Origin of the sequence: Azotosporobacter soli (assembly GCF_030542965.1) — a bacterium.
GTDB classification, from domain to species: Bacteria; Bacillota; Negativicutes; order SG130; family SG130; genus Azotosporobacter; species Azotosporobacter soli.
The window spans coordinates 326644-348254 of record NZ_JAUAOA010000002.1 but is presented as its reverse complement, the minus strand read 5'-3'; the positions used below and the strand labels follow the sequence as shown (position 1 = coordinate 348254).

Annotated in this window: 20 protein-coding genes; all 20 read left to right on the top strand. The window is 49.4% G+C overall.

Going from position 1 to position 21611, the window contains the following annotated elements; all coding sequences use genetic code 11:
• Positions 1 to 15: 15 nt before the first annotated feature.
• The 20 genes from QTL79_RS03585 (at position 16) to QTL79_RS03490 (ending at position 21610) form a co-directional block, all read left to right on the top strand.
• Positions 16 to 1347, top strand: coding sequence for an S-layer homology domain-containing protein (locus QTL79_RS03585; protein ID WP_346353569.1), 1332 nt, complete (start codon positions 16 to 18; stop codon positions 1345 to 1347).
• A gap of 275 nt (positions 1348 to 1622) precedes the next feature.
• The gene (locus tag QTL79_RS03580; RefSeq protein WP_346353568.1) at positions 1623 to 3035 is read left to right on the top strand and encodes an S-layer homology domain-containing protein; all 1413 of its coding nucleotides are present in this window, start codon (positions 1623 to 1625) and stop codon (positions 3033 to 3035) included.
• Positions 3036 to 3501: 466 nt separating this feature from the next.
• Entirely contained in the window at positions 3502 to 4821 is a 1320-nt protein-coding gene (locus tag QTL79_RS03575; protein WP_346353567.1) for an S-layer homology domain-containing protein, read from the top strand.
• 167 nt (positions 4822 to 4988) lie between these two features.
• On the top strand, positions 4989 to 5420 hold the full coding sequence (locus tag QTL79_RS03570) for a hypothetical protein (RefSeq protein ID WP_346353566.1): 432 nt from the start codon (positions 4989 to 4991) through the stop codon (positions 5418 to 5420).
• Positions 5421 to 5639: 219 nt separating this feature from the next.
• Positions 5640 to 6566 carry a hypothetical protein gene (locus QTL79_RS03565; protein WP_346353565.1) on the top strand — a complete coding sequence of 309 codons (927 nt, stop codon included), beginning with the start codon at positions 5640 to 5642 and terminating at the stop codon, positions 6564 to 6566.
• A 164-nt stretch (positions 6567 to 6730) separates the two neighbouring features.
• The gene (locus tag QTL79_RS03560) at positions 6731 to 8302 is read left to right on the top strand and encodes an LPS-assembly protein LptD (protein ID WP_346353564.1); all 1572 of its coding nucleotides are present in this window, start codon (positions 6731 to 6733) and stop codon (positions 8300 to 8302) included.
• Positions 8303 to 8319: 17 nt separating this feature from the next.
• The gene (locus QTL79_RS03555) at positions 8320 to 9318 is read left to right on the top strand and encodes a bifunctional heptose 7-phosphate kinase/heptose 1-phosphate adenyltransferase (protein WP_346353563.1); all 999 of its coding nucleotides are present in this window, start codon (positions 8320 to 8322) and stop codon (positions 9316 to 9318) included.
• Positions 9319 to 9354: 36 nt separating this feature from the next.
• Entirely contained in the window at positions 9355 to 9828 is a 474-nt protein-coding gene (gene rfaE2, locus QTL79_RS03550) for a D-glycero-beta-D-manno-heptose 1-phosphate adenylyltransferase (RefSeq protein ID WP_346353562.1), read from the top strand.
• Positions 9825 to 10919, top strand: coding sequence for a glycosyltransferase family 4 protein (locus QTL79_RS03545; protein WP_346353561.1), 1095 nt, complete (start codon positions 9825 to 9827; stop codon positions 10917 to 10919). The genes rfaE2 and QTL79_RS03545 overlap by 4 nt, the downstream gene beginning before the upstream one ends.
• The gene (locus QTL79_RS03540; protein WP_346353560.1) at positions 10912 to 11979 is read left to right on the top strand and encodes a glycosyltransferase family 9 protein; all 1068 of its coding nucleotides are present in this window, start codon (positions 10912 to 10914) and stop codon (positions 11977 to 11979) included. Before QTL79_RS03545 ends, QTL79_RS03540 begins: the two co-directional genes overlap by 8 nt.
• Before the next feature lie 28 nt (positions 11980 to 12007).
• Positions 12008 to 13015, top strand: coding sequence for a glycosyltransferase family 9 protein (locus QTL79_RS03535; protein WP_346353559.1), 1008 nt, complete (start codon positions 12008 to 12010; stop codon positions 13013 to 13015).
• A 15-nt stretch (positions 13016 to 13030) separates the two neighbouring features.
• Positions 13031 to 13810 carry a glycosyltransferase family 2 protein gene (locus QTL79_RS03530; protein WP_346353558.1) on the top strand — a complete coding sequence of 260 codons (780 nt, stop codon included), beginning with the start codon at positions 13031 to 13033 and terminating at the stop codon, positions 13808 to 13810.
• Positions 13791 to 14924 carry a glycosyltransferase family protein gene (locus QTL79_RS03525; RefSeq protein WP_346353557.1) on the top strand — a complete coding sequence of 378 codons (1134 nt, stop codon included), beginning with the start codon at positions 13791 to 13793 and terminating at the stop codon, positions 14922 to 14924. The genes QTL79_RS03530 and QTL79_RS03525 overlap by 20 nt, the downstream gene beginning before the upstream one ends.
• Positions 14925 to 15122: 198 nt before the next feature.
• Complete coding sequence (gene waaF, locus QTL79_RS03520; protein ID WP_346353556.1) at positions 15123 to 16235, top strand: lipopolysaccharide heptosyltransferase II; 1113 nt, start codon at positions 15123 to 15125, stop codon at positions 16233 to 16235.
• A 73-nt stretch (positions 16236 to 16308) separates the two neighbouring features.
• Entirely contained in the window at positions 16309 to 17409 is a 1101-nt protein-coding gene (locus QTL79_RS03515) for an acyltransferase family protein (protein ID WP_346353555.1), read from the top strand.
• 26 nt (positions 17410 to 17435) lie between these two features.
• On the top strand, positions 17436 to 17993 hold the full coding sequence (locus QTL79_RS03510; RefSeq protein ID WP_346353554.1) for a D-sedoheptulose-7-phosphate isomerase: 558 nt from the start codon (positions 17436 to 17438) through the stop codon (positions 17991 to 17993).
• Positions 17994 to 17997: 4 nt separating this feature from the next.
• Positions 17998 to 19002 (top strand): D-glycero-beta-D-manno-heptose-7-phosphate kinase, encoded by a 1005-nt coding sequence (gene rfaE1 / locus QTL79_RS03505; protein WP_346353553.1) that lies wholly within the window; start codon positions 17998 to 18000, stop codon positions 19000 to 19002.
• A 42-nt stretch (positions 19003 to 19044) separates the two neighbouring features.
• Positions 19045 to 20007, top strand: a complete 963-nt coding sequence (rfaD, locus tag QTL79_RS03500) for an ADP-glyceromanno-heptose 6-epimerase (RefSeq protein WP_346353552.1) — start codon at positions 19045 to 19047, stop codon at positions 20005 to 20007.
• A gap of 56 nt (positions 20008 to 20063) precedes the next feature.
• A complete protein-coding gene (locus QTL79_RS03495) occupies positions 20064 to 20594 on the top strand; it encodes a D-glycero-alpha-D-manno-heptose-1,7-bisphosphate 7-phosphatase (protein ID WP_346353551.1) in 531 nt (176 codons plus the stop codon).
• Positions 20570 to 21610, top strand: a complete 1041-nt coding sequence (locus QTL79_RS03490; protein ID WP_346353550.1) for a glycosyltransferase family 9 protein — start codon at positions 20570 to 20572, stop codon at positions 21608 to 21610. The genes QTL79_RS03495 and QTL79_RS03490 overlap by 25 nt, the downstream gene beginning before the upstream one ends.
• Position 21611 lies beyond the last annotated feature (1 nt).

Below are 21611 nucleotides of genomic sequence, written 5' to 3'. Positions count from 1 at the left end.
TAAGGAGAGAACAGAATGAAAAAAAGCATTATTCTTACTTTAGCGCTGGTCTTCGTACTCGGCATTGCCGGCACGGCCTTCGCAGCGAATCCTTTCGTCGATGTTCCGGCGAAACACTGGGCGTATGACGCGGTAGCCAAGCTGGCGCAAGCCGGCATTGTTGACGGCTACGGCGACGGCACCTTCAAAGGCGACAAGACCATGACCCGTTATGAAATGGCGCAAATCGTTGCTAAAGCGATGGCTCGCAGCGACAAAGCCAATGCGGAACAAAAGGCCGCCATCGACAAACTGTCCGTAGAATTCAGCGCTGAGCTGAACAACCTCGGCATCCGCGTAGCGGCTCTGGAAAAGAAAGCCGCTGCTGACCGTGTGAACTTCACCGGCATGTTCCGTACTCGGTTCCAAGATGACCAACGTCCGGATAATCCCACCAAAGGTGGTCATCCGATGCAAGCATTGCTGCAAATCAATGCGAATGCACAAATCAACGATGATTGGACTGCAGGCATACGTTGGGAAGGGTACAAAAACTTCCGCAATGATGCAGGTTTAGTAAACGGTACCAGATCTAGCGCTGTTGGTTCCCACAGTGCGACTTCGTCTGCTGCTTATCAAGGGCAATACGATCTCACGCGTGCTTGGGTTAGCGGCCCGATCGCACCTGGTGTGAAACTGACTGCGGGTAAATTTGGCGAGACTGTCGGTACTGGCATCATGCATGATGATGCATTGACAGGCGCTAAAGTTGAATTTGGCAACCAATTGAAAGTCAAATTGGGTGCGTATCAAAATGATTCCTGGTTTGGTTCGACTGAAACAGTAGCAACTACAGCGGATCCGGCAAGCATGGCTCGTTATGGTAAAATTTATTTAGGTCAATTGAACTATGATTTCAGTAAAGCGACTAAAGGTGTTGCGTCTTACATGAATATCAAGTCGAAAATTGACAACGTTTCTGATTTGAAAGCTTGGGATGTTGGTCTTACCAGCAAACTTAGCGCAGATTGGACCGTCTATGGTGCATATCTGAAAGGCAACATTGATGACAGCCGCGCATATGTAGTTGGCGTTCGTTATGGCGCTGCAGATGTTAACAAAGTTGGCTCTTACGAGATCTTTGTTGACTACCAAGATTTCCAAAATTATACCATCTCCAACAGCAATGCTTATCAACTCAGCAATGGGGAAAAAGCACCTGTCTTCGGTTTCCGGTATGTACCGATGAAGAACACGAAATGGACTGCTTACTACTATGATGCAAAGCAATATGCTAAAAACGGTCAAAGCTTGACAGAAGGTCAACATCATAAATTCTTCCGTACCCAAGTTGAAATGTTCTTCTAAACAAGATAAAAAAGCGCCTCGCAACTATGCGAGGCGCTTTTTTATCTTGTTTGAAAATGACTACCTTGCTTAAAAGAGGGGAAAGCACAACGAAAAGGAAACGTGTTTGTGCAAAAAGTCTAAATGTTTGAACAAAACTAACAAAAAGAGAAATGCTTCTTTTGTGCAGAACGTAAAACTTGATTTAGCCCAGTAAAACCGGGAGGTTTTTGGGAAGAATAGAAGAATCTAACCAGCTGTGGAAACACAAATAAAAAGTGCAAGGAGAGAACCACATGAGAAAAAGCCTACTTCTGACTCTGGCGCTGGTGTTCGTACTCGGCATTGCCGGTACTGCCTTCGCCGCCAATCCATTCGTCGACGTTCCGGCGAAACACTGGGCCTATGACGCGGTAGCCAAGTTGGCGCAAGCCGGCATCGTCGACGGCTACGGCGACGGGACGTTCAAAGGCGACAAAACGATGACCCGTTACGAAATGGCGCAAATCGTCGCCAAAGCGATGGCCCGCTCCGACAAGGCCAACGCCGAGCAAAAAGCAATGATTGATAAATTATCCGTAGAATTCAGCACAGAACTGAATAACCTGGGAATTCGCGTAGCCGCGCTGGAGCAAAAAGCGGCAGCGGACCGAGTCAATTTTACAGGGATGACGTATATCCGTTATCAGCATGATGCGACGACGGGCGTCAAAATTAAGCAAAAAATGCAAGGATTGCTGCAGATCAACGCGGATGCGAAAATCAACGATGACTGGAATGCAGGAATGCAGTGGGAGGCCTATCGGGACTTCCGCAACGACAAAGGCCGTCAGGGAACGGCAAATACGGCTTATGGCGCAATGGGGTCGTATGGAGCCAATGGTCAATACGATATCACGAGAGCTTTCGTTAGTGGCACGGTCGCGCCAGGTGTGAAACTGACCGCCGGTAAATTCCCGGATACATTGGGCACCGGTATCATGTATGATGATGCGTTGACCGGCGGTAAATTGGAGTTCGGCAATGCGCTGAAGGTGAAATTGATGATGGCGCAGGGCGATTCTTGGACCGGAGCGAACTCCAAGGATCAAAACGGAAACTTGAACGGCGACAGCTTTATCTCTCAATACGGTAAAGTGAGCATGGTACAGTTCGATTATGATCTGAGCAAAGCGACGCATGTGTTGGCTTCGTTCCAACAATGGAAGCATACGAATGACAACACGGCATCGGGCACTTTTCGTTCGAAAGACACGATGAACGTTTGGGATTTTGGCATTTCTTCAAAATTGAATGCCGATTGGCGTTTGTTCGGCAACTACCTGCAGACCAATGCGGACATGAACAGCTCACAATGGAATGCGAACCCGGCGAGCAATCTTGTTGCTACTGGCAATGGCGCCGATAACAAAGCTTGGAACGTTGGCGTGCAGTACAAACAGTCCGATCTGAACAAACCGGGCTCGTACGATGTGACGCTGATGTATGAAAACTATCAGTTGACGACGACTTGCGGCGAGAACTCCTATTGGTTGTCGCCTGGCGAAAAAGGCTACTCTTTGATGATCAACTATGTTCTGGCGAAGAATATCAAATGGCGCGGCGTATATTATGATGCGAAGGCAGCCGGTCGCACGGACAGCAATACGAATTTGCCGAACGGCGGACATGATAAGTTCTTCCGTACGCAAGTGGCATTCTATTTCTAAAGAAAAAAAGGAAAGGCGTTGCCGATTTTCGGCGACGTCTCTCTTTTTAAAAAAAGAGAGCCAATGCGAAAAAATGGCTCTCTTTTAAAAAATAAGGTAAAAAAACGTAAAAAGAGTTCCTTGTAAATAAAGGGCGGAGAAAGGTTTTGGAATACGTGGTCAATTTTTTTTACAAAAACTTAAAAATAAAAAAGGAGATTTAGAGGCAATAGAGAATACTATATAGCGTGAGAAAATATGTTATGTATTTTCCGCACTAAATTGATCTGTGGCCGAAGGGCCTGGCACGGGAAGAAAGGAGGTGTAACCTTAGGTTCCGGCAGTCAGTTCCGAAGTAGGCTTATGGATATGGGCAATGGCCTTTGACAAGGGAATATCGCAGGAGAAGGAAACGTGGACACTTCTTTTACTCGTTCCCTGCTTAGGTGCCCATCAAAAAAATAAAAACACCTAAGGAGAGAAAAACATGAAAAAAAGTATTATTCTGACTCTGGCCCTGGTATTCGTACTGGGCATCGCTGGTACCGCATTTGCGGCCAACCCTTTCGTTGACGTCCCTGCAAAACATTGGGCGTATGACGCAGTAGCTAAGCTGGCTCAAGCTGGCATCGTTGACGGCTATGGCGACGGCACCTTCAAAGGCGACAAAACCATGACTCGTTACGAAATGGCTCAAATCGTTGCAAAAGCAATGGCTCGTTCCGACAAAGCCAATGCTGAGCAAAAAGCCGCTATCGACAAACTGTCCGTAGAATTCAGCACTGAGCTGAACAACATGGGCGTTCGCGTAGCTGCTCTGGAAAAGAAAGCTGCTGCTGACCGTGTGAACTTCACTGGTGAGTACCGCGCTCGTTACAACAATACTAACAATGATGTGAAAGCTGCTAGCGGTCACAACTTTGCTAACTTGTTGCAAATCGATGCCAACGCAAAAATCAACGATGACTGGACTGCTACCATGCGTTGGGAAGCTTACAAAAACAATTACAATGACCAAGGATATGCTGGATCCAGCAACGTTTCCGGTACTAATGACGGTCACTATGACATCACCCGCGCTTATGTAAGCGGCCCGATTGCTGGCGTTCAATTGACCGCTGGTAAATTCGGCAACACCATCAGCACCGGTATCACTTTTGATGATAATGCAACCGGCGCGGCAATCCAATTTGGCAACAAGCTGAAAACTACTTTGGCTGTTGTTCAAGCAAATAGCAACTTCAACAATAACAATGGCAATACTGGTTACGCAAATGCTAAGGCTCATTACGCTCAGTTTAACTACGACTTCAGCAAAGCAACCAGCGCTGTTGCTTCGTACCAAGTTTGGAAAGACAGTGTAAACACTGTTGCTAACTCTGATCTGAAAATTTGGGACTTGGGCTTTGATTTCAAAATGGGTTCTGATTGGACCGCACAATTGAAATACGCTCATTCCAGCAACAACATTGCTAATGCTGTAAACAAAGACAATCGTGCTTGGATGGCTGGCGTTCAATACCTGAAAGCTGACATCAATAAAGTTGGTTCGTGGGATGTGTTCGCTCATTACATCGATATGGGTCAATACACTACGACTGCTGACTATACTTTCGACGGTGGCTTTGCTGGTATGCAACAATGGGGCTTGGGCTTCGATTATGTACCGGCTAAAAACATCAAGTTCCACACTGTGTTCTATGATGCAAAAGCTAACGCTCATAACAACATGGGTGTAAATGGCGCTGCTATTGGCGAAGGCCAACGTGCTAAATTCTTCCGTTCGCAAGTTGAATTCTTCTTCTAAGAATGGTTGGGAAAAGACCGCTGAGAAATCAGCGGTCTTTTTTTTGTCTCTGTATCTTGTTTTCATATCAAGATGGCGACCAGATTATCGGGATTGCATGAAGAAGTTGTGTTAGAGAAGGAACAGCAACGCGTCTGTCGAAAGAAATACATGAGGAGGTGATCGAGATGCGTAAACAGTGGTTGGCAGCGGTATTGATCTTTTCGTTCGGTTTTATGGTGGCCTTGCCGGTCTCGCAGGCCTTTGGTCTCGGCGATGTACTGAAGGTGGGCGGCATCGGCATTCTGATCGACAAATTTTCCGGTCCGCTGAATAAGTTCGTCAATACGCTGACGTTTAACAAGGGTGCAGGCACAGACTATGCGACGAAAGTCGTGCCGGTCTTAAGCTTCGGCAACGGCGGTTATGTCGGCGCTGCGCAGGTGATGGGCAGCCAGGACTTGGTCGACCGGACGCAGGCGGTTGTACAGATCGAAGGCGACTTTAGCGGCAGTACGTTTAGGGTCAAGGCGCTGGTGCCGATTGACAGCAAGAATCCGGTCAATTTTTCCCGCGTAAATGGTGTCGGGGTATCGGCAATCATTGATGTGAGAATTTAAGAGCAAGCTTCAAGTAGTGAACCACAGGTCGCTCATGCGACCACAGACACCAAGCTGCGGTGTAGCGGTTTTGTCATGGCCGTCATTCGCGCAGCGAATCTGTGGTGTGTAGCGCCCCTGTGGTTCAATTTCGTTTCTGAAGAAATTCTGACAAAGCAGGAATCACATCCTTGACAGGCGAATTATACTATATCTTTTTGTTTAAAGGAGGATCTTACATTGAAATTGCAAAAATGGGTTGCGACGCTGCTTGCGGTAGTGTTTTTTTGTGCAAACCTGTCGCTGGCGGCTGCGCAAGCGACGCAGGAATTGACTCTGCTCGAGAAGGTTGGTGTGACGGAAAAATTTTTCTATGGGCAGGATCAGACCGGTTCGTTGGTGGATCGTGTTACCAGACTGGAAACGGATGTATACGGCGTCAACAGTAAGAATGCACTGACGGTGAAGGTGGAGCGCCTCTACAATTATGTGAAAGACAGTTCAATTGATGCCCCGTCGTTCCTCTTGAAGCTGAATGCGGTTGAATGGGCTTTGGCGCATACCGTGACAAGCGGTCCGGCGAAAAATCGCCTGGAACAGGTGGAACAGTCGATCACCGGACAAATCGGGACGGGTTCTTTTGAAGGGCGGCTCGATAAACTCTTGAAACTGGCCTATACCGACGGCCAGATCGGCGCGACGAATGCGACGATAACGAAAGATACTCTGGTCAAGATCAAGCTGACGAGTGCACTTGACAGTAAGACGGCGAAAGCCGGCGATACAGTGGCTTTTCAAGCGGCTGACGATGTACTGGTTAACGGCATTTTGGTGATTGGTAAAGGCGCGGAAGGCAGCGGCAAGGTACTGAAAGCGGAAGGTGCGCAAAATTTTGGCCGTGATGCGCAGCTGCAACTGAGTTTTGATTCGCTAAAGACGATGGACGGTAAAGAAATTGCCACTGTTCTCGGCGAAAAGGCGAAGGAGCAGAATAAGTCGATGGCGACCGCTGCGGGCGCATCGATTGCCGGGATGGCAATCTTAGGTCCGGTTGGAATCGTCGGCGGAATTTTTGTACACGGCAAAGAAATTAAATTGCCGGCCGGTACGGAATTTTTCGTTCAGACGAAAACCGACAGTGAAGCGTACGGTATCCAGGTGAAATAAACGAAGCCCCGGCGTAGGCCGGGGCTTCGTTTATATAGTTTTACGCTAAGGAATATGGTATAATTTGATGGTTAATCATAAGCTGAGCTAAGAGTGACTACTTTTAAAAGAAACGGCAACAAACGGTTGCAGGTGAATAAATCGATCGTAAAGGGGAGCAAAGTGTGAAAACTAAAATACTGGCAGGTCTACTGGCATTGACTGTCGTAACGGGCGTAGAGCAGGGGGCGGCATTGGCTGCTGAAACAAGCGAAAATAGGGAAGTGACGGTTTCTCGCATTGACGTCGAAGATACGATTGATGCTGCTGAGGCGACAAATACGGCTATAGCGCAAGAAGCGGAGAAAGACGATAAACAGCCTGTTGCATCTAAAGAGAGCGCGAAAGACAAGAGCAAAGAAAACAAAGCAAAGAAGAAAGCGCCGCTCAAGACGAAGCAAACGAAAAAAGCGCCGCTGACCATTGAAGGAGATGAACTTTTCTTCGACGATGCATCGGGTGAAGTCCATGCGACGGGAAATGTCGTCGTGACCCAGACGCCGGACACGATGCTTACGAAAGAATTGCGCGGCAATACGAAGGCGACCGAAGTTTGGATCGATGGTGAAGCGACGATGATCCAACCGGAAATGGCAACAAAGATGGTAGGACACACGGTACATTACAATTATGCAACCAAACTGGGCACGATGGCTGATGCGAAAGGTATGGTCGGCAATGAACGCGTCGCAGGAAAAAACATGCAATTTTTTCCTGATAAGCTGATTTCGCATGAGGCGACGATGACGCGCTGCCCGGCGAAGGTGCCCGATTATCATATCAGTGCGACCAAGGTTGAAATATGGCCGGGTGATAAGTTAATTGCTTATAACGCCAAGGTTTGGATAAAAAACACCGTGATTTATTCGGTGGGTGTCTACCAACGTTCGTTGCGCAAAGAAGAAGGCAATGAAATGCCGCAGATCAACTACAGCACATCGGATGGACTTTCGGTACAGCAGTATTATGAATATCCGCTGACAAATAATTGGGCGTTGGCGACGAACCAGGCTTACTACACGAAACAGGGATATCGGCCGCAATACTCATTGATCGACCGCGAAGATAAATACCGCTTTCGTATTCAGGAAGGCCATTTTCGCGATGACAGCAGCAATTGGGTAAAGAAAGAACCGGAGTTTCGTTTCGACTGGTATCAACAACGGATTGGGCAAACGGTCTGGTCGTATAAATTCACCGCGATATACGGCAAGTGGCGCGATAATGCGAAGACCAGCTGGCATCAGGATTATGCACTATACTTTACGCGCGACCCGATCAAATTAAGCGATTCGTTGACTTGGTATATTGGGACCGGTTATGAGATTGTGCGTGAAAGTTATAATGGATCGCGAGTCAACACGATGACGTTCAACACTTCGTTTTACAAAACCGTATCGCCGAAGTTGACGGTGTGGACGGGCTACAATTACACGCAGAACACGAAAAATCTCTTCGACTATGATAAGAATGACGTCGGACGCGAATGGGTCAATGGCATTACGTATACCCTTGATCGTATGAATACGATTTCCTACAGTAAGAGTTATGATTTACAATATAAACGCACGCATGCCGATACTTTTACCTGGGTTAGAAATTTGCATTGCTGGACGTTGACGTTAAACTATGTGAAATATAAAGATCATAGCAATAGTAATTCGTTCAATTGGAACTTATCGCTTGCACGTTGGTAGGGAAAGGGCAGAGGTCGATGAAATTAAAGGAATGGATCAAACAGTTTAAAGAAAAGAAGATCATTGTATACGGCGATTTGGTGGCAGATGTCTATCTGGACGGACAGATTGCAAGGATCTCGCGAGAGGCGCCGGTCTTCGTTTTGGAACAGGAGCGCGAAATCATGGTGCCAGGCGGTGCTGCTAATACGGTGCACAATGTGGCGACGCTCGGCGGCGATGCGATGGCTGTCGGCGTCGTCGGTGACGATCGGATCGGCGAGGAGTTGATCCGTGTATTGGAAAGCAAGAGGGTGAATTGTTCGGGCGTTGTAACTGATGCGACACGGCCAACGATTAGTAAGACGCGGATTACGGCTGGCGGTGAGGCGACAGTTCGTCAGCAGGTGGTTCGAATTGATCGTGAGAAGAAAGAACCCTTGGCAGCGCCACTTGAAGAGGCATTGATTGGCCAGTTACTTAAAAACATTGAGACGGCAGGGGCTGTAGTCATCAGCGATTACGGCAGCCATACGGTCGGTGTTCAGGCCAGGCAGGTTGCGCTGAAACTGTGCCGTGAGAACGGCATTCCCTGCATCGTCGATTCACGTTATGATATTCTGTCTTTTAAAGGGGCAACGCTGGTGAAGCAAAATACGGCAGAGACGGCGGCTGCAGTCGGCTATCATCTGGATGATGAGGCAGCAGTGGAACGAGCTGGTAAAGATTTGCTGGCGAAACTGCAAGGGGAAGCGGTCTTGATCACGCGTGGGCCGGAGGGGATGAGCTTGTTCTTGAAGGACGGCGCGGTCCACCATATCCCGGTGACGAACCGCAGCGAGGTGTTCGATGTGAGCGGCGCTGGAGATACCGTCGTCGCGACAATGGCGCTGGCGTTTGCTGCAGGTGCTTCCATGTTGGAGGCGGCTGTCCTTGCTAATTATGCCGCGGGTATTGTCGTGCGCAAGCTTGGCACGGCGACGACTAACCCGGCAGAATTGAAAAAAGCAATTGAAGAAAAGCATGAAACGAAATAAAGAAAGCCCCACTGAATAGCAAAGTGAGTGTACAATATGAAATTGATAGAACGACAAGATATTCCTAAGTTACGCGAAAAATGGCAGGCGGAAGGTGCGCGGGTTGTGTTTACCAATGGCTGCTTTGACATCCTGCATGCCGGGCACGTGCGTTATCTGCAAGCGGCACGCGAACTCGGAGATTGTTTGGTGCTCGGGCTGAACAGTGATGCGTCGGTACAGCGCCTCAAAGGGCCAAGTCGACCAATCAATAGTGAAGAAGATCGTGCAGAAGTACTAGCGGCCTTATCTGCAATTGACTATGTTGTTATTTTTTCTGAGCAGACTGCAGAAGAATTAGTACGTGAAGTGCGACCAAATGTGTATGTAAAAGGCGGCGACTATAATGTAAAATCGCTGCCGGAAGCGGATATTGTTGCAGCCTATGGAGGAGAGACGGTTTTGATTCCTGAAGTACCTGGACGTTCGTCAAGCAAGGTCATCGCAAAAATTAAGGAGAATCAGGTATGAGCCGGTTACTGTCGATAATGCAAATTATTTCGTCTGCCGAGTGGGGCGGTCGAGAGCAGCATGTGAAGGAGTTGGCGCGCGGTTTGCAGGATTGCGGTCATCGCGTAATGATTGTAACGCGGAACAATGCCTTTCATGTGCGGCGGTATCGTGAGGTTGCGGAGACGCAGGTTCTGCGGCTACGGAATCTGGTTGACTTTCGATCGATAGCGCAATTAGCAGCTTGGATTTGCGAACGTGAAATTGATTGCATTCATGTGCATACCGGCCGTGATGCATGGTTGGCTCTGCTGGCGACAAAGTGGGCCGGGCGCGGCAAAGTGTTTAATTCAAGACATACAGTTTCGCAGGTTAAGACAGACTTCCTGCATCGCTGGTATTATCGAAATTTGGCGGCGGTCATTTGTGTTTCAAATATGGTGCGGCAAGAATTTCTGGCGGCTTGCCCGCTTATTGCGCCGGACAAAGCAGTTGTTGTTTATAATGGAATCGATACGCGGCCATTTCTACAGTTGCAAGCAAAAATTCCATTTTTGCAAGAGCCTTTCCTTATCGGTTATGCCGGACGCATTTCGCCGGAAAAGGGACTGGAGCATCTGGTCGAGGCGGTCGGAATTCTGCGGCGGGATGGTTATAAGCAAGTCAAGCTGGTGCTGGCCGGTAATGCAAAAGCAGATTATAAGCTGCGATTGGAAGAGCTGATTTGCAAGTGGGATTTGCAGGCGTGCGTCGAATTTGCGGGGTTTCAAGAAGAGATTGCTTCTTTTATAAGCGCATTGGACGCTTTCGTTCTGCCCTGTGTATGGCAGGAGGCGTTTGGCTTGGTGTTGTGCGAGGCGATGGTTTGCGGCAAACCGGTTATCAGTACCAAAACGGGCGCACAAAAAGAATTGATTGAAAGCGGAGTAAATGGTCTGTTGATCGATTCGCCCTCTGGCAGTGAGGTTGCAGCAGCGCTGAAGGGTTTAATTGACGAACCGGCGTTGGCGCAACAATTTGGGGAGCGGGCGCGCGAAACGGTTTTGCAACGGTTTACGCTTGAACATATGGTGGAAAGGATGATCGATTGCTATCGAAGGGGCGGTGCATAAACGCAAATTCGACATGGCGGCGAAAAAGGTTTCGACGATGAATATTTTGATTGTAAAGTTGAGCGCGATTGGTGATGTGGTACATGCATTGCCGGCGGCAGCGGCATTAAAGAAGAGCATGCCGTCGTGTAAAATCAGTTGGGTTGTGGAAAAAATGGCATATGATTTGGTTGCTGACCATCCGTATATCGATGAAGCAATCGTATTTGATAAAGCAAAGTGTAAGAGTTTGGGCGGATTGATCTGCTATGCGCCGAGATTCTTGCGCGACTTGCGCCGTCGTCATTTTGACGTGGCGCTCGATTTGCAAGGGCTGATGAAAAGTGCACTGATTGCCTGGGGGAGCGGAGCTGCAAAACGCTATGTCTATGAAAACAGCCGTGAGGGAAGTGACTGGCTGGCGCAGCGCATTGTCGGGCAGCATGCGCTTGGCGGTCATGTGACGGAACGTTACCTGGACGTTGTGCGCTATCTTGGTTGCGATGTGCAAACGGGTTCGGCGGACTATGGAATTTTCGTCAGCGATGAAGAACGTAAAACGGCATATAACCTGGCGCGTCATCAGGGCTTTGACATGAAACAGCGCTATGCGGTGTTTATTCTTGGTGCGAACTGGCCAAACAAAATTTGGCCGCAAGAACATTTTGCCGCAGTTGGCGATGTTCTATATGGGAAAGGAATCATTCCGGTTGTGGTCGGCGGAAGTGGCGACGGTCAATTGGCGGCAATCGTAGCGGAGCAGATGAAGATTCCGCCAATTGACTTAACAGGACGAACCAGTTTAAAACAGCTGGCGGCAATTCTCGAACAAGCCGCTGTCGTGATCGGCGGTGATACGGGGCCGATGCATTTGGCCGCGGCGCTCAAAACACCGACCGTTGCATTGATGGGGCCGACGGATGAGGCTCGCAACGGCCCGTATGGGCAAGGACATGCGGTCGTGATTACGCCGCATGATTGCGCCGGATGTTGGCAGCGCAGTTGTCCGAAAGGTTGGGATTGTCTGGCGGCGCTAAAATCGGAAGCGGTTCTGACTGCGGTGGAGAGGATTTGTCGTTAAAAGGATGGTAGAGCTAAAGGAGCACGCAATGAAGAGTAAAGTGGAACGGATACTGATTATCAATCTGGCGTTTATTGGCGATGTTATTCTATCGACGCCGGTTGCGCGCGCTTTGAGAGCAAAATATCCCAATAGCCGAATTGATATGTTGGTGGTGCCGGTTGCAGCAGAAGTTGCGGTGATGAATCCGTATGTGGATTGCGTTATCGAATATGATAAAAAAGGCCGTCACCGTTCTTGGGGTGCGTTGCGGCAATTAGTCCGACAATTGCGAGCCGAACGCTATGATTTGGCGGTTGCGACCAATTTTGCCTTGCGCGGCGCGCTGATTGCCAGGGCGAGCGGCGCGCCCTGCCGCCTTGGCTATGCTGCACAGCATGGTGAATGGTTTTTGACGCATGCCAGTAAACCGGTGCGTAGCGCCAAACGTCATGAAGCGGAAAATTATCTGGATGTGTTGAAACCGTTGGCTATTTCGGCTCACGATGTCAGTTTGACCTTACAGCCGCCGCCGGAGGCGTACCAAGAGTTGCAGAGCCGTTTTGTGAAGCGTTCGGGAGAGAAATGGCTGGTGATTTGTCCGGTCGGCAGTTATGAACGAAAAAGTTGGAGTAAGGAAGGGTATGCGGCGCTAATCAAGGCACTGGCCGGTCGAGCGCGCATTTTTTTGATCGGCGGCCAACGGGAAAAAGCTGCATTGGACCAGATTAGAGAAATGGCCGAGGGGCAAGGCGAAGTGCTGGCCGGTGAGTTGACTTTGCCGCAGGTAGCGGCGTTGCTGCAGCAAAGCGATTTATTGGTGAGCGTTGATACGGGGCCGTTGCATATAGGACAGGGTGTCGGTATTCCGACCTTGGCGTTATATGGTCCGACAGATCCGGCGATCTGGGGACCTCGCGGCGTGCGGGATCGGGTGATTTATCATCCGGACTGCGAGCCTTGTTGGGGTAAAGGAGATTGCTTGGAAAAAAAGTGTATGGCAAACATTAGTCAGGCAGAAGTGATTAAGAATGCAATGGAAATGTTGGGCTTGTAATAGAAAGGCTGGTACATGATGGCAAATCGTTTGGCGGTTTTAGTGCTGACTCTGAATGAAGAGAAAAACATGAAAGAATGTTTGAGCAGCGTTTTGTTTGCTGATGAACTGGTAGTGATTGATTCGGGCAGCAGTGATCGGACAATCGAATTGGCGCAAGAACTGGGGGCGAACTGTTATGTTCATCCGATGACGGACGGTTTTGCCGGACAGCGCAATTTTGCGCTGCAGAAAACGAAAGCGGAATGGGTCTTGTTTTTGGATGCGGATGAACGGATCACGCCGGAAGCGGCGAATGAAATCCGAAAGGTTGTTGAACAAGGAGAACCGTACGCTTATGAGATTTTGCGGCGTAATATTGTATTTGGGCAACCGGTGCAATATGGCGGGCATAGTCCTGACTATTCTTTACGCTTGTATCCACGTACGGCAATCAGTTGGCAAGGACTCGTACATGAGCAGGCCCTTGTTAATTTGCCGATTCGACAGCTGAAAAATTATATGTGGCATCATACTTACACCAGCTGGGAGCGCTATTTTTTCAAGTTTAATCAATATACGACAATGATGGCCGATCAGATGTACGAAAAGGGAAAACGGGCTGCCTGGAGTGATATCATGATTCGTCCTTGGGTCGGTTTCATCAAGTTCTATTTGCTGAAGAGCGGCTGGCGTGATGGAAAAATGGGATTTATCCTGGCTGCGCTGCATTTTTTTTATACGATGATGAAATACGTGAAACTGTATTATCATCAAGCGGAAGGGGAACATTCGAATGAAATTTGCAATCGTTGAGACGGTCGTCACGCCGGGAGGACATGAAATCGACTATGACCGTATTCTCGTTGAAGAATTGAAGGCATTAGGGCATGAAGTGGAGTTTTACGTGCCGGAAGGCCATCGCTTTCAATGGGACTATCGTGTGCCGATTCATGAAATGCCAGGGAGCGGCGTTTCATATGACGGAATCAGAGGAATCAGGAAGTGGTGGCGTGCTTGCATCCGGGAGCGGCGACGGCATGGCTGGTATGAAACGTTATTTGCCAAAGCGAAGGAAGGCGCGTTTGATGCGCTGATTTTCCCATCGGCCACCTATCGCTATTTGCGCGGCTTGCGCCGCAGTAAACTGCTGAAATCGCCGGTGCCGACTTTCTTTATCATTCACGGACTGACGCCGACAGAAGCCGGACGGTTGTTCGAGCAAGGCGAAGCGGTGCGTAGTGAAAAAAATGTGAAAATCCTTGTACAGACTTTTGCTAGGCAGGCTCTCTCGACGAATCTGCCTAATGTTCATTTCTGCAATCCGCCGGCTTATGTGCCGCGCGATATTCCGGGACGCGGCCTGCAGCAATGTCCAGAAACGCTGACGCTGGGTTTTTTTGGCCAGTACCGCAAAGAAAAGAATCTGGATACGTTTCTGGACGTATTCGGTGCGTGCCGTTTTGAACGGAAGGTGAAGCTGTTGATTCAAGGGGCGACGAAGTCCGATGAGGATGCCGCCGATTTTCAGCGGATCATTGAAAAATACGGTGCGGATGCGCGGATTGAATTTCTGCACAAGGCTTTGATCGGACCGGAGTGGCAGGCAGGGATCGATTCGGTGGATGCGTTGGTCATGCCGTATCCAGCCGAGCGATACCGCTATCATACCTCGGCGATGCTGTCGAACGGGATCGGGTTTTACCGCCCGATGATCATTGCGGACAATGTGAATCCGGAAGTGCTGGCCGAATACGGCGTCGGCATCGCGTTTGACGGCAAAGACCTGCAGGCGTTCCAAACGGCTCTGGAAACTTTCGTAAACACTTTTGATTCACGGTTTGAACAGTACCGTAGCGAACTGCAACGTGCCAACGATGATTTCTCACCGCGCAAATTGGCACAGACATTGGTCGACTTGGCAAAATAAGATAGGGGACGATTTTGAACCGCAAGGACACAAAGGGCGTAAAGAAATAAAAATTTCAAGTTGCGCCTGATCATCATCAGTTGCAAAACATAAAACGTTTCTGTCGATTGTTTCAGGCAGATAAATATCTGCCCTTTGAGTTCTTTGTGTCTTTGTGGTTTATACGTTTTGACTCGAGCGTAAGGAAGTGAATGAAGGTTGAAGATTTTAGTCATCAATCTGATGCATATCGGAGATCTGCTTTTGGTGACGCCGGTGCTGCGCGCATTGCGTAACAATTACCCTGAAGCATATATCGCACTGCTGGCCGATGCGAAGCTGGCGGATTTGGTACGGCTGAACCCTTGCATCGACGAACTGATCGCCTGGGATAAGAAAGGCGAGCAGAACAAGCTTGGCAATTATTGGCGGGCGGTATGCGAATTGCGTGCGAAACGATTCGATATTGCAATCAATTTGCACCAGAATGAACGGGCATCGTTTGCTGCGGCGTTCAGCGGTGCCAAGAAAATTGTCGGTTATTCGACCTGGGGGCCGCACTTTTTCTTCGACCGGATGATGAAGAATCGTAAGGCGATCAAACATCAAGTCGATTCGCATTACGACGTGCTGCGTGAACACCTGGGGATGGAAGAATGCCGTGATCAGGGGCTGGAGATGGTGATTGATTCCGAATCAGAAGAAAGGGCGGATCGATTGTGGCGTACGGCATTTCAAGATGGCGGCGCAAGAAAGATTGTTGGTTTGAATGTCGGAGCCAGCTGGCCGACGAAGCGTTGGCGCGGCGAGTATTATGCCGAGTTGGCGGATCGTCTGTTGGAACTGGGCTATGGTGTCGTGTTTTTCGGCGGTCCGATGGATGTGGAAATGGTCGAAGAGGTGCAGGCGCAGATGAAACGGCGCGAGCATCCGCAGTGCAAGACGCTGACCGGGAAGATGTCACTGATGGAACTGGCGGCGCTGCTGAAAAAATGCAATGTGCTGGTCACGAATGATTCCGGCCCGATGCATGTGGCGGTCGCGATGAAGGTACGCATCGTCACGATGTTCGGTCCGTCGCCGGTACCGGGTTTCTATCCCTACAACGACACCAGCGTCAACATCAAAAGCGATATGCACTGCCATCCGTGCGGCCTGCACCAATGTCCGACCGATCACGAATGCATGCGTGGAATCAGCGTTGAATTGATGCTTACATATACGTTGGAACAGTTAGAGCAACCGCGAACGTATGGAAAAGGGATGTATATTGAACCGAACGACAAAATGTTTCGCAAAGCGGAAGAGCTTATATCTCCAATAGGCCATTAGAAGGAATGCTTTTTAAAAATGAACGCACATCATAGCAGAGACACTGATTGAGGCAAGTAAAAGGATGGGTTGAATGAATCGTTACATAGAATTGGATTCGTTAAGAGGGATTGCGGCATTTTCGGTGATGCTGTCGCATGTATTGATAGTCTATCCGGCTTTTTATCAGAATACATACGATCAGGGATATCTTACGATCCTTAATTGGCTGAAATATTCGCCGCTGCATCTGTTTTGGGTAGGACAGGAGGCGGTACTGTTCTTTTTTATTTTGAGTGGCTTCGTATTGTATCTGCCGTATCGCAATGAGCGTCAGCTGCCCTATAAAAAGTATTTGATAAAACGGATCTGCCGAATTTATCTGCCGTATCTGGCGACATTGCTGTTCGCGTATCTTCTTCGATCCCTTTCGGATAGTGAAAAGATTCCGGAATTGAGCTATTGGTTCAATGAATTGTGGTCAAGGCCTTATTCCTGGAAAACGATAGCGAGTCATTCTAGTTTAGTTGGGAGTTTTGATACGAACGCACTGAATCCGGTCATCTGGTCTTTGGTGGATGAAATGAGGATTTCCATTCTCTTCCCGCTTTTGGCTGTATTTGTCCTGCGTTATAACTGGAAAATTGTAGCGTTGCTTTGTGTCTTTCTTTCCTCCCTGCACTGTGGGTTGATTGCGCATGGCAGTGCGACCTTTCATTATGCAGCGATGTTTTTGATCGGAGCGGCCTTGGCAAAAAATCAGGCTGAGATTGTGAATAGGTTTTGCACACAAAGGAGAAGCGTGAAGATCATGCTTTTTGCTGTAGCGACTTTTCTCTATACGATCCGGTGGAGTGCATATGGAGCGTTTGAATCGGCTCGGGCCATTGGAGCAAGAGAGTACATTGCCGCGGTAGGCATCATCATTTTTATCATTGTCGCGCTTTCATCGAATACGGCGAAGCGGATATTGCATATGAGACCGGTTGAGTTTTTGGGAAAAATATCCTATTCATTGTATTTGGTTCATATGCCGATTCTAATTTGTTTATTGCATGCTTTTCACGAAACGATAGCGATGAACGGGATTGCCTTGCTGGTAATCGTCGTCTCTTTGCTTGTGGCATCGCTGAGTTACTATATGATTGAACTGCCGGCGATCCGATTTGGGAAAGCGATAATTGGCAGGATGTAAATGATAAGAAAGGTAAAGGCGTTATTATGAAAAATTTGTTAGACGCAGCGTTTGATGAACATCAGCAAACCATTGACCGGTTGCGCAGACAAAGCGATCTGATTCTTCAGATTGCTCAAGTTTGGCGCGTTGCCCTAAAAAACGGCAATAAGATCTTGTTTTGCGGTAATGGCGGCAGCGCAGCGGACTGCCAGCATCTGGCGGCGGAGCTGGTCGGACGTTTTGTCAAAGAACGGAAGGGGTTGCCGGGGATTGCACTAACGACAGATACGTCTATTCTTACGGCGGTAGGAAATGATTATGGTTTTGATCGTGTATTCTCCCGCCAGGTCGAGGCCCTTGGCAGGCCAGGGGATGTGCTTGTCGGCATCAGTACTTCCGGTAATAGTCCGAACGTACTGGCTGCCATGGCTGAAGCGAAGAAACAGGGAATGATAACGGTTGGCTTTAGCGGCGGAACGGGCGGTAAGCTGAATGGGGCGGCGGATGTTTGTCTGGTTGTCGAAGCGGCTACAACGGCAAGGGTACAAGAGGGCCATATTCTAGTCGGACATTTGCTGTGCCAGCTTTGTGATGAGGAGTGAAATCGTGCAGAAGCGAAATCGAAAATTGCAAGCCTTTGCGGAAACGAAGTTGAACGAAACCGGCATCCTCGTTGTCGGCGATGTGATGTTGGATAAATACTATTTTGGTGAAGTGAAGCGCATTTCACCGGAAGCGCCGGTACCGGTCACAAGGGTAATTCGCGAAAAGGGAACGCTCGGCGGCGCGGCCAATGTAGCACACAACTTGGCTCGTCTCGGCTGTGCGACCTATCTGTGTGGCGTTGTTGGGAGCGATCATCATCGCCAGTACCTGCAGGGCCTATTGGATGAACGCGGCATTGACGCGGCTGGACTTGTGGAAATTGACGGCCCCACGACGACGAAGCTTCGAATCATCGGCGGTCACCAGCAAATGATGCGACTTGATTTCGAGGAAACGACTGCTGCCAGCGGTGCGGTTGCGGCGGCGATTGTGCGCCAGGTAGAACAGTTGGTTCCGAAAACGGTGCAGTGCGTGATTCTGTCAGACTATGCGAAAGGCGTCTGCACACCGGATATCTGTCAACGGATCATTGCGCATTGCAATCGGCATAATGTGCCGGTCGTCGTTGATCCGAAAGGAACGGATTGGCGTAAATACGAACAGGCATCATACATTACGCCGAACCTGAAAGAACTGAATGAAGCGCTTGGCGGAGGCGTCGCGAATGAGGATGAAGAAATTCGCAATGCGTCGCAGCGGATTCGCAGAAAATACAAAATCAGCAATGTTCTGGTCACACGCTCGGAAAAAGGTCTTAGCTTGATCGGGTCGCGCAAAGCGGTGCATATTCCGACATATGCGCAGGAAGTATTTGATGTTTCAGGTGCGGGTGATACCGTTATTGCGGTATTGGCGGCGGCGATCGGAGCAGGAGCCAACACCTCGGACGCTGCATATCTGGCCAACCTTGCGGCTGGCGTTGTCGTAGGGAAAGTCGGCACTTATGCGATAAGCTTGCAGGAACTGCTGGATACACTGGAACGAACGCCGAGTGAGACTGTTTAAAACAGTTTTTTAAGTATAAAAAGATGGACAGGAGGCTGCACAATGTTTATTGTAACGGGAGGCGCCGGGTTTATCGGCAGCAATTTGGTAAAAGGGTTGAATGAGCGGGGACAGGACGACATCTTGATCGTGGACAATCTCGGTTCCAGCATGAAATTCAAAAATCTGAACTCTTTGCGCTACCGGGATTTTTTGCACAAGGATGATTTTTTAACGCGACTGGAGAGCGGCGAATACGGCCATGAGCGAATCGAAGGAATTTTCCATAATGGCGCCTGTTCGGCGACGACCGAATCGGACGGCAATTACATGATGAGAAACAACTATGAATACAGCAAGACGCTGCTGCATTTTGCGATTGATCGTAAGATACCGTTCATTTATGCTTCATCGGCTTCGGTCTACGGCAATGGAGAAAACGGATTTTGCGAAACGGAAGAATGCGAGAAGGCGTTGAATGTGTATGCGTTTTCCAAGCTGCAGTTTGACCGTTATGTGCGGCGCGTATTGCCGCAGGCCACGAGCCAGATCGTCGGTCTGCGCTATTTCAACGTATTCGGTCCGAACGAAGTGCACAAAGGGCGCATGGCATCGACGCTGTTTCATTTTTACAATCAGATCAGCGAATCCGGCATCGCCCGCTTGTTCGGCGAGTACGGAGGCTATGGGCCAGGCGAGCAGCGGCGTGATTTCATTTATGTGAAAGATGTTGTGAATGTGAATCTGTTTTTTCTCGAGAATCTGTCGACAAGCGGAATCTTCAACTGCGGTACCGGACATGCGCGCTCGTTCAATGATGTGGTTCATGCGGTAGCGAAGGCCTGCGATAAAGGCACGATTGAATACATCCCTTTTCCGGATGATTTGAAAGGGAAATACCAAAGCTATACGCAAGCCGATGCGGGAAATTTGTTGCGGGCGGGATATCGTGACGGCTTCACGTCGCTGGAAACGGCAGCTGCAGAATACATCGATTGTTTAAAACAACAGGGAGGTCTTCTATAACAGTAGCCTAGATGCGATGCTTGCAGAAACGGGCTTGAGAAAACGGGGTGGATGAATTGGCGACAAGAAAACCGGCGGTGTTTTTTGACCGGGATGGCGTGTTGAATGTTGATAAAGGTTATTTGTATCAACCGGATGAACTGGTTTGGATTGCCGGGGCCCGTGAAGCGATTCGCTACTTTAACGAACATGATTATCGTGTTTTCGTTGTGACGAACCAAAGCGGCGTTGCGCGAGGCTACTATACGGAGTGCGATGTACAGAGCTTGCATGAATTTATGAATGAAGAGCTGCAGAAAATCGGCGCCCACATCGACGCATTCTATTATTGTCCGCATCATCCAAAGGCAAAACTGGATGTATACCGGCTAGACTGCGAATGCCGTAAACCGCTGCCAGGAATGATTCGGCGTGCACTGGGCGAATGGCCTGTAGAACTGCAGGCGTCACTGCTGGTCGGTGACAAGGTGTCCGATGTCGAGGCGGCGCAAGCCGCAGGCATCAAAGGACTGCTCTTTGAAGGAAGCGATTTGTACGAATTTTTGCAGGAAAGAGGGTTCATATGCGAGAAAACGCCAACATCTTAATTTCCTGTACCGTTAACCTGGGCGATGTCGTGTTGGCAACGGCTGCCGTCGCATTGTTGAAAGAGCAGTATCCGACGGCTGGCATTACAATGCTGGTGAAAGATTCGGTGGCGCCGATTCTGGAAGATCACCCGCTGTTAAAGGAAGTGTTGGTACTGCCCAATCGTCCCAAAGAGCGCTCATTAAAGAAATTGTGGCAATTCGTGAAAGAAATCCGTAAGCGTCGCTTTGACATGGCGATTTTGCTGGATCGAAAACTGCGTCCGGCGCTCTTGGCTTGGCTGGCCGGCATTCCGGTTCGCGTCGGCGCAGACCGATTGTTCGACAACAAGCCGAGCTCTATTCGCCATCTATATACGGATGTGGTGAAGGTTCCGGACGATTTTCTAAAAACGCATCAGGCGGAGTTGTTTCAAAGTGTGATTCGCGGCTACTTTCACTGCGAAGGTTCGGCGAGGCCTTCGATAGGAAAACTTAGTGAAGCGCACCGGGAACGAGCCCAAGCGTTATTGCCGGCGCGGCGCGAGGGGGCATTCCGGATTGCACTATGTGTAAAAGGGACCTACTATCTGAAAGACTGGCCGCAGGAAAACTGGGGTGAACTGCTGGCACAGCTCGATGCGATGATCGATGCGGACTATGTGATCGTCGGCGCACCGGCCGATGCGGCGTATGCCGAACAGATTGCAGATAAAGCGAAGCGGCCGCTAAAGAACCTGTGTGGCCAGACCAATCTGAAAGAACTGGCTGCGCTGATTGAAGCCGTCGATCTGTTCATCACGATTGATACCGGTGCGATGCACATTGCGGCAACGCAGCCGACGCCGGTCATCGGGCTGTTCCGCTGCGTTTCGGCTAATCGTTGGCGTCCCTGCAGTGACTCAGGCGATGTCCTGACGATTCGATTACCAGAGTGTCCGGCGGTGACGACGCCGGAGGATTGCCCGATGCAGTACTGCGTCGATCAAATTGCGGTAGAGTCGGTAGTTGAGCGGGTGCTGGCGAGACTGCGGTAAT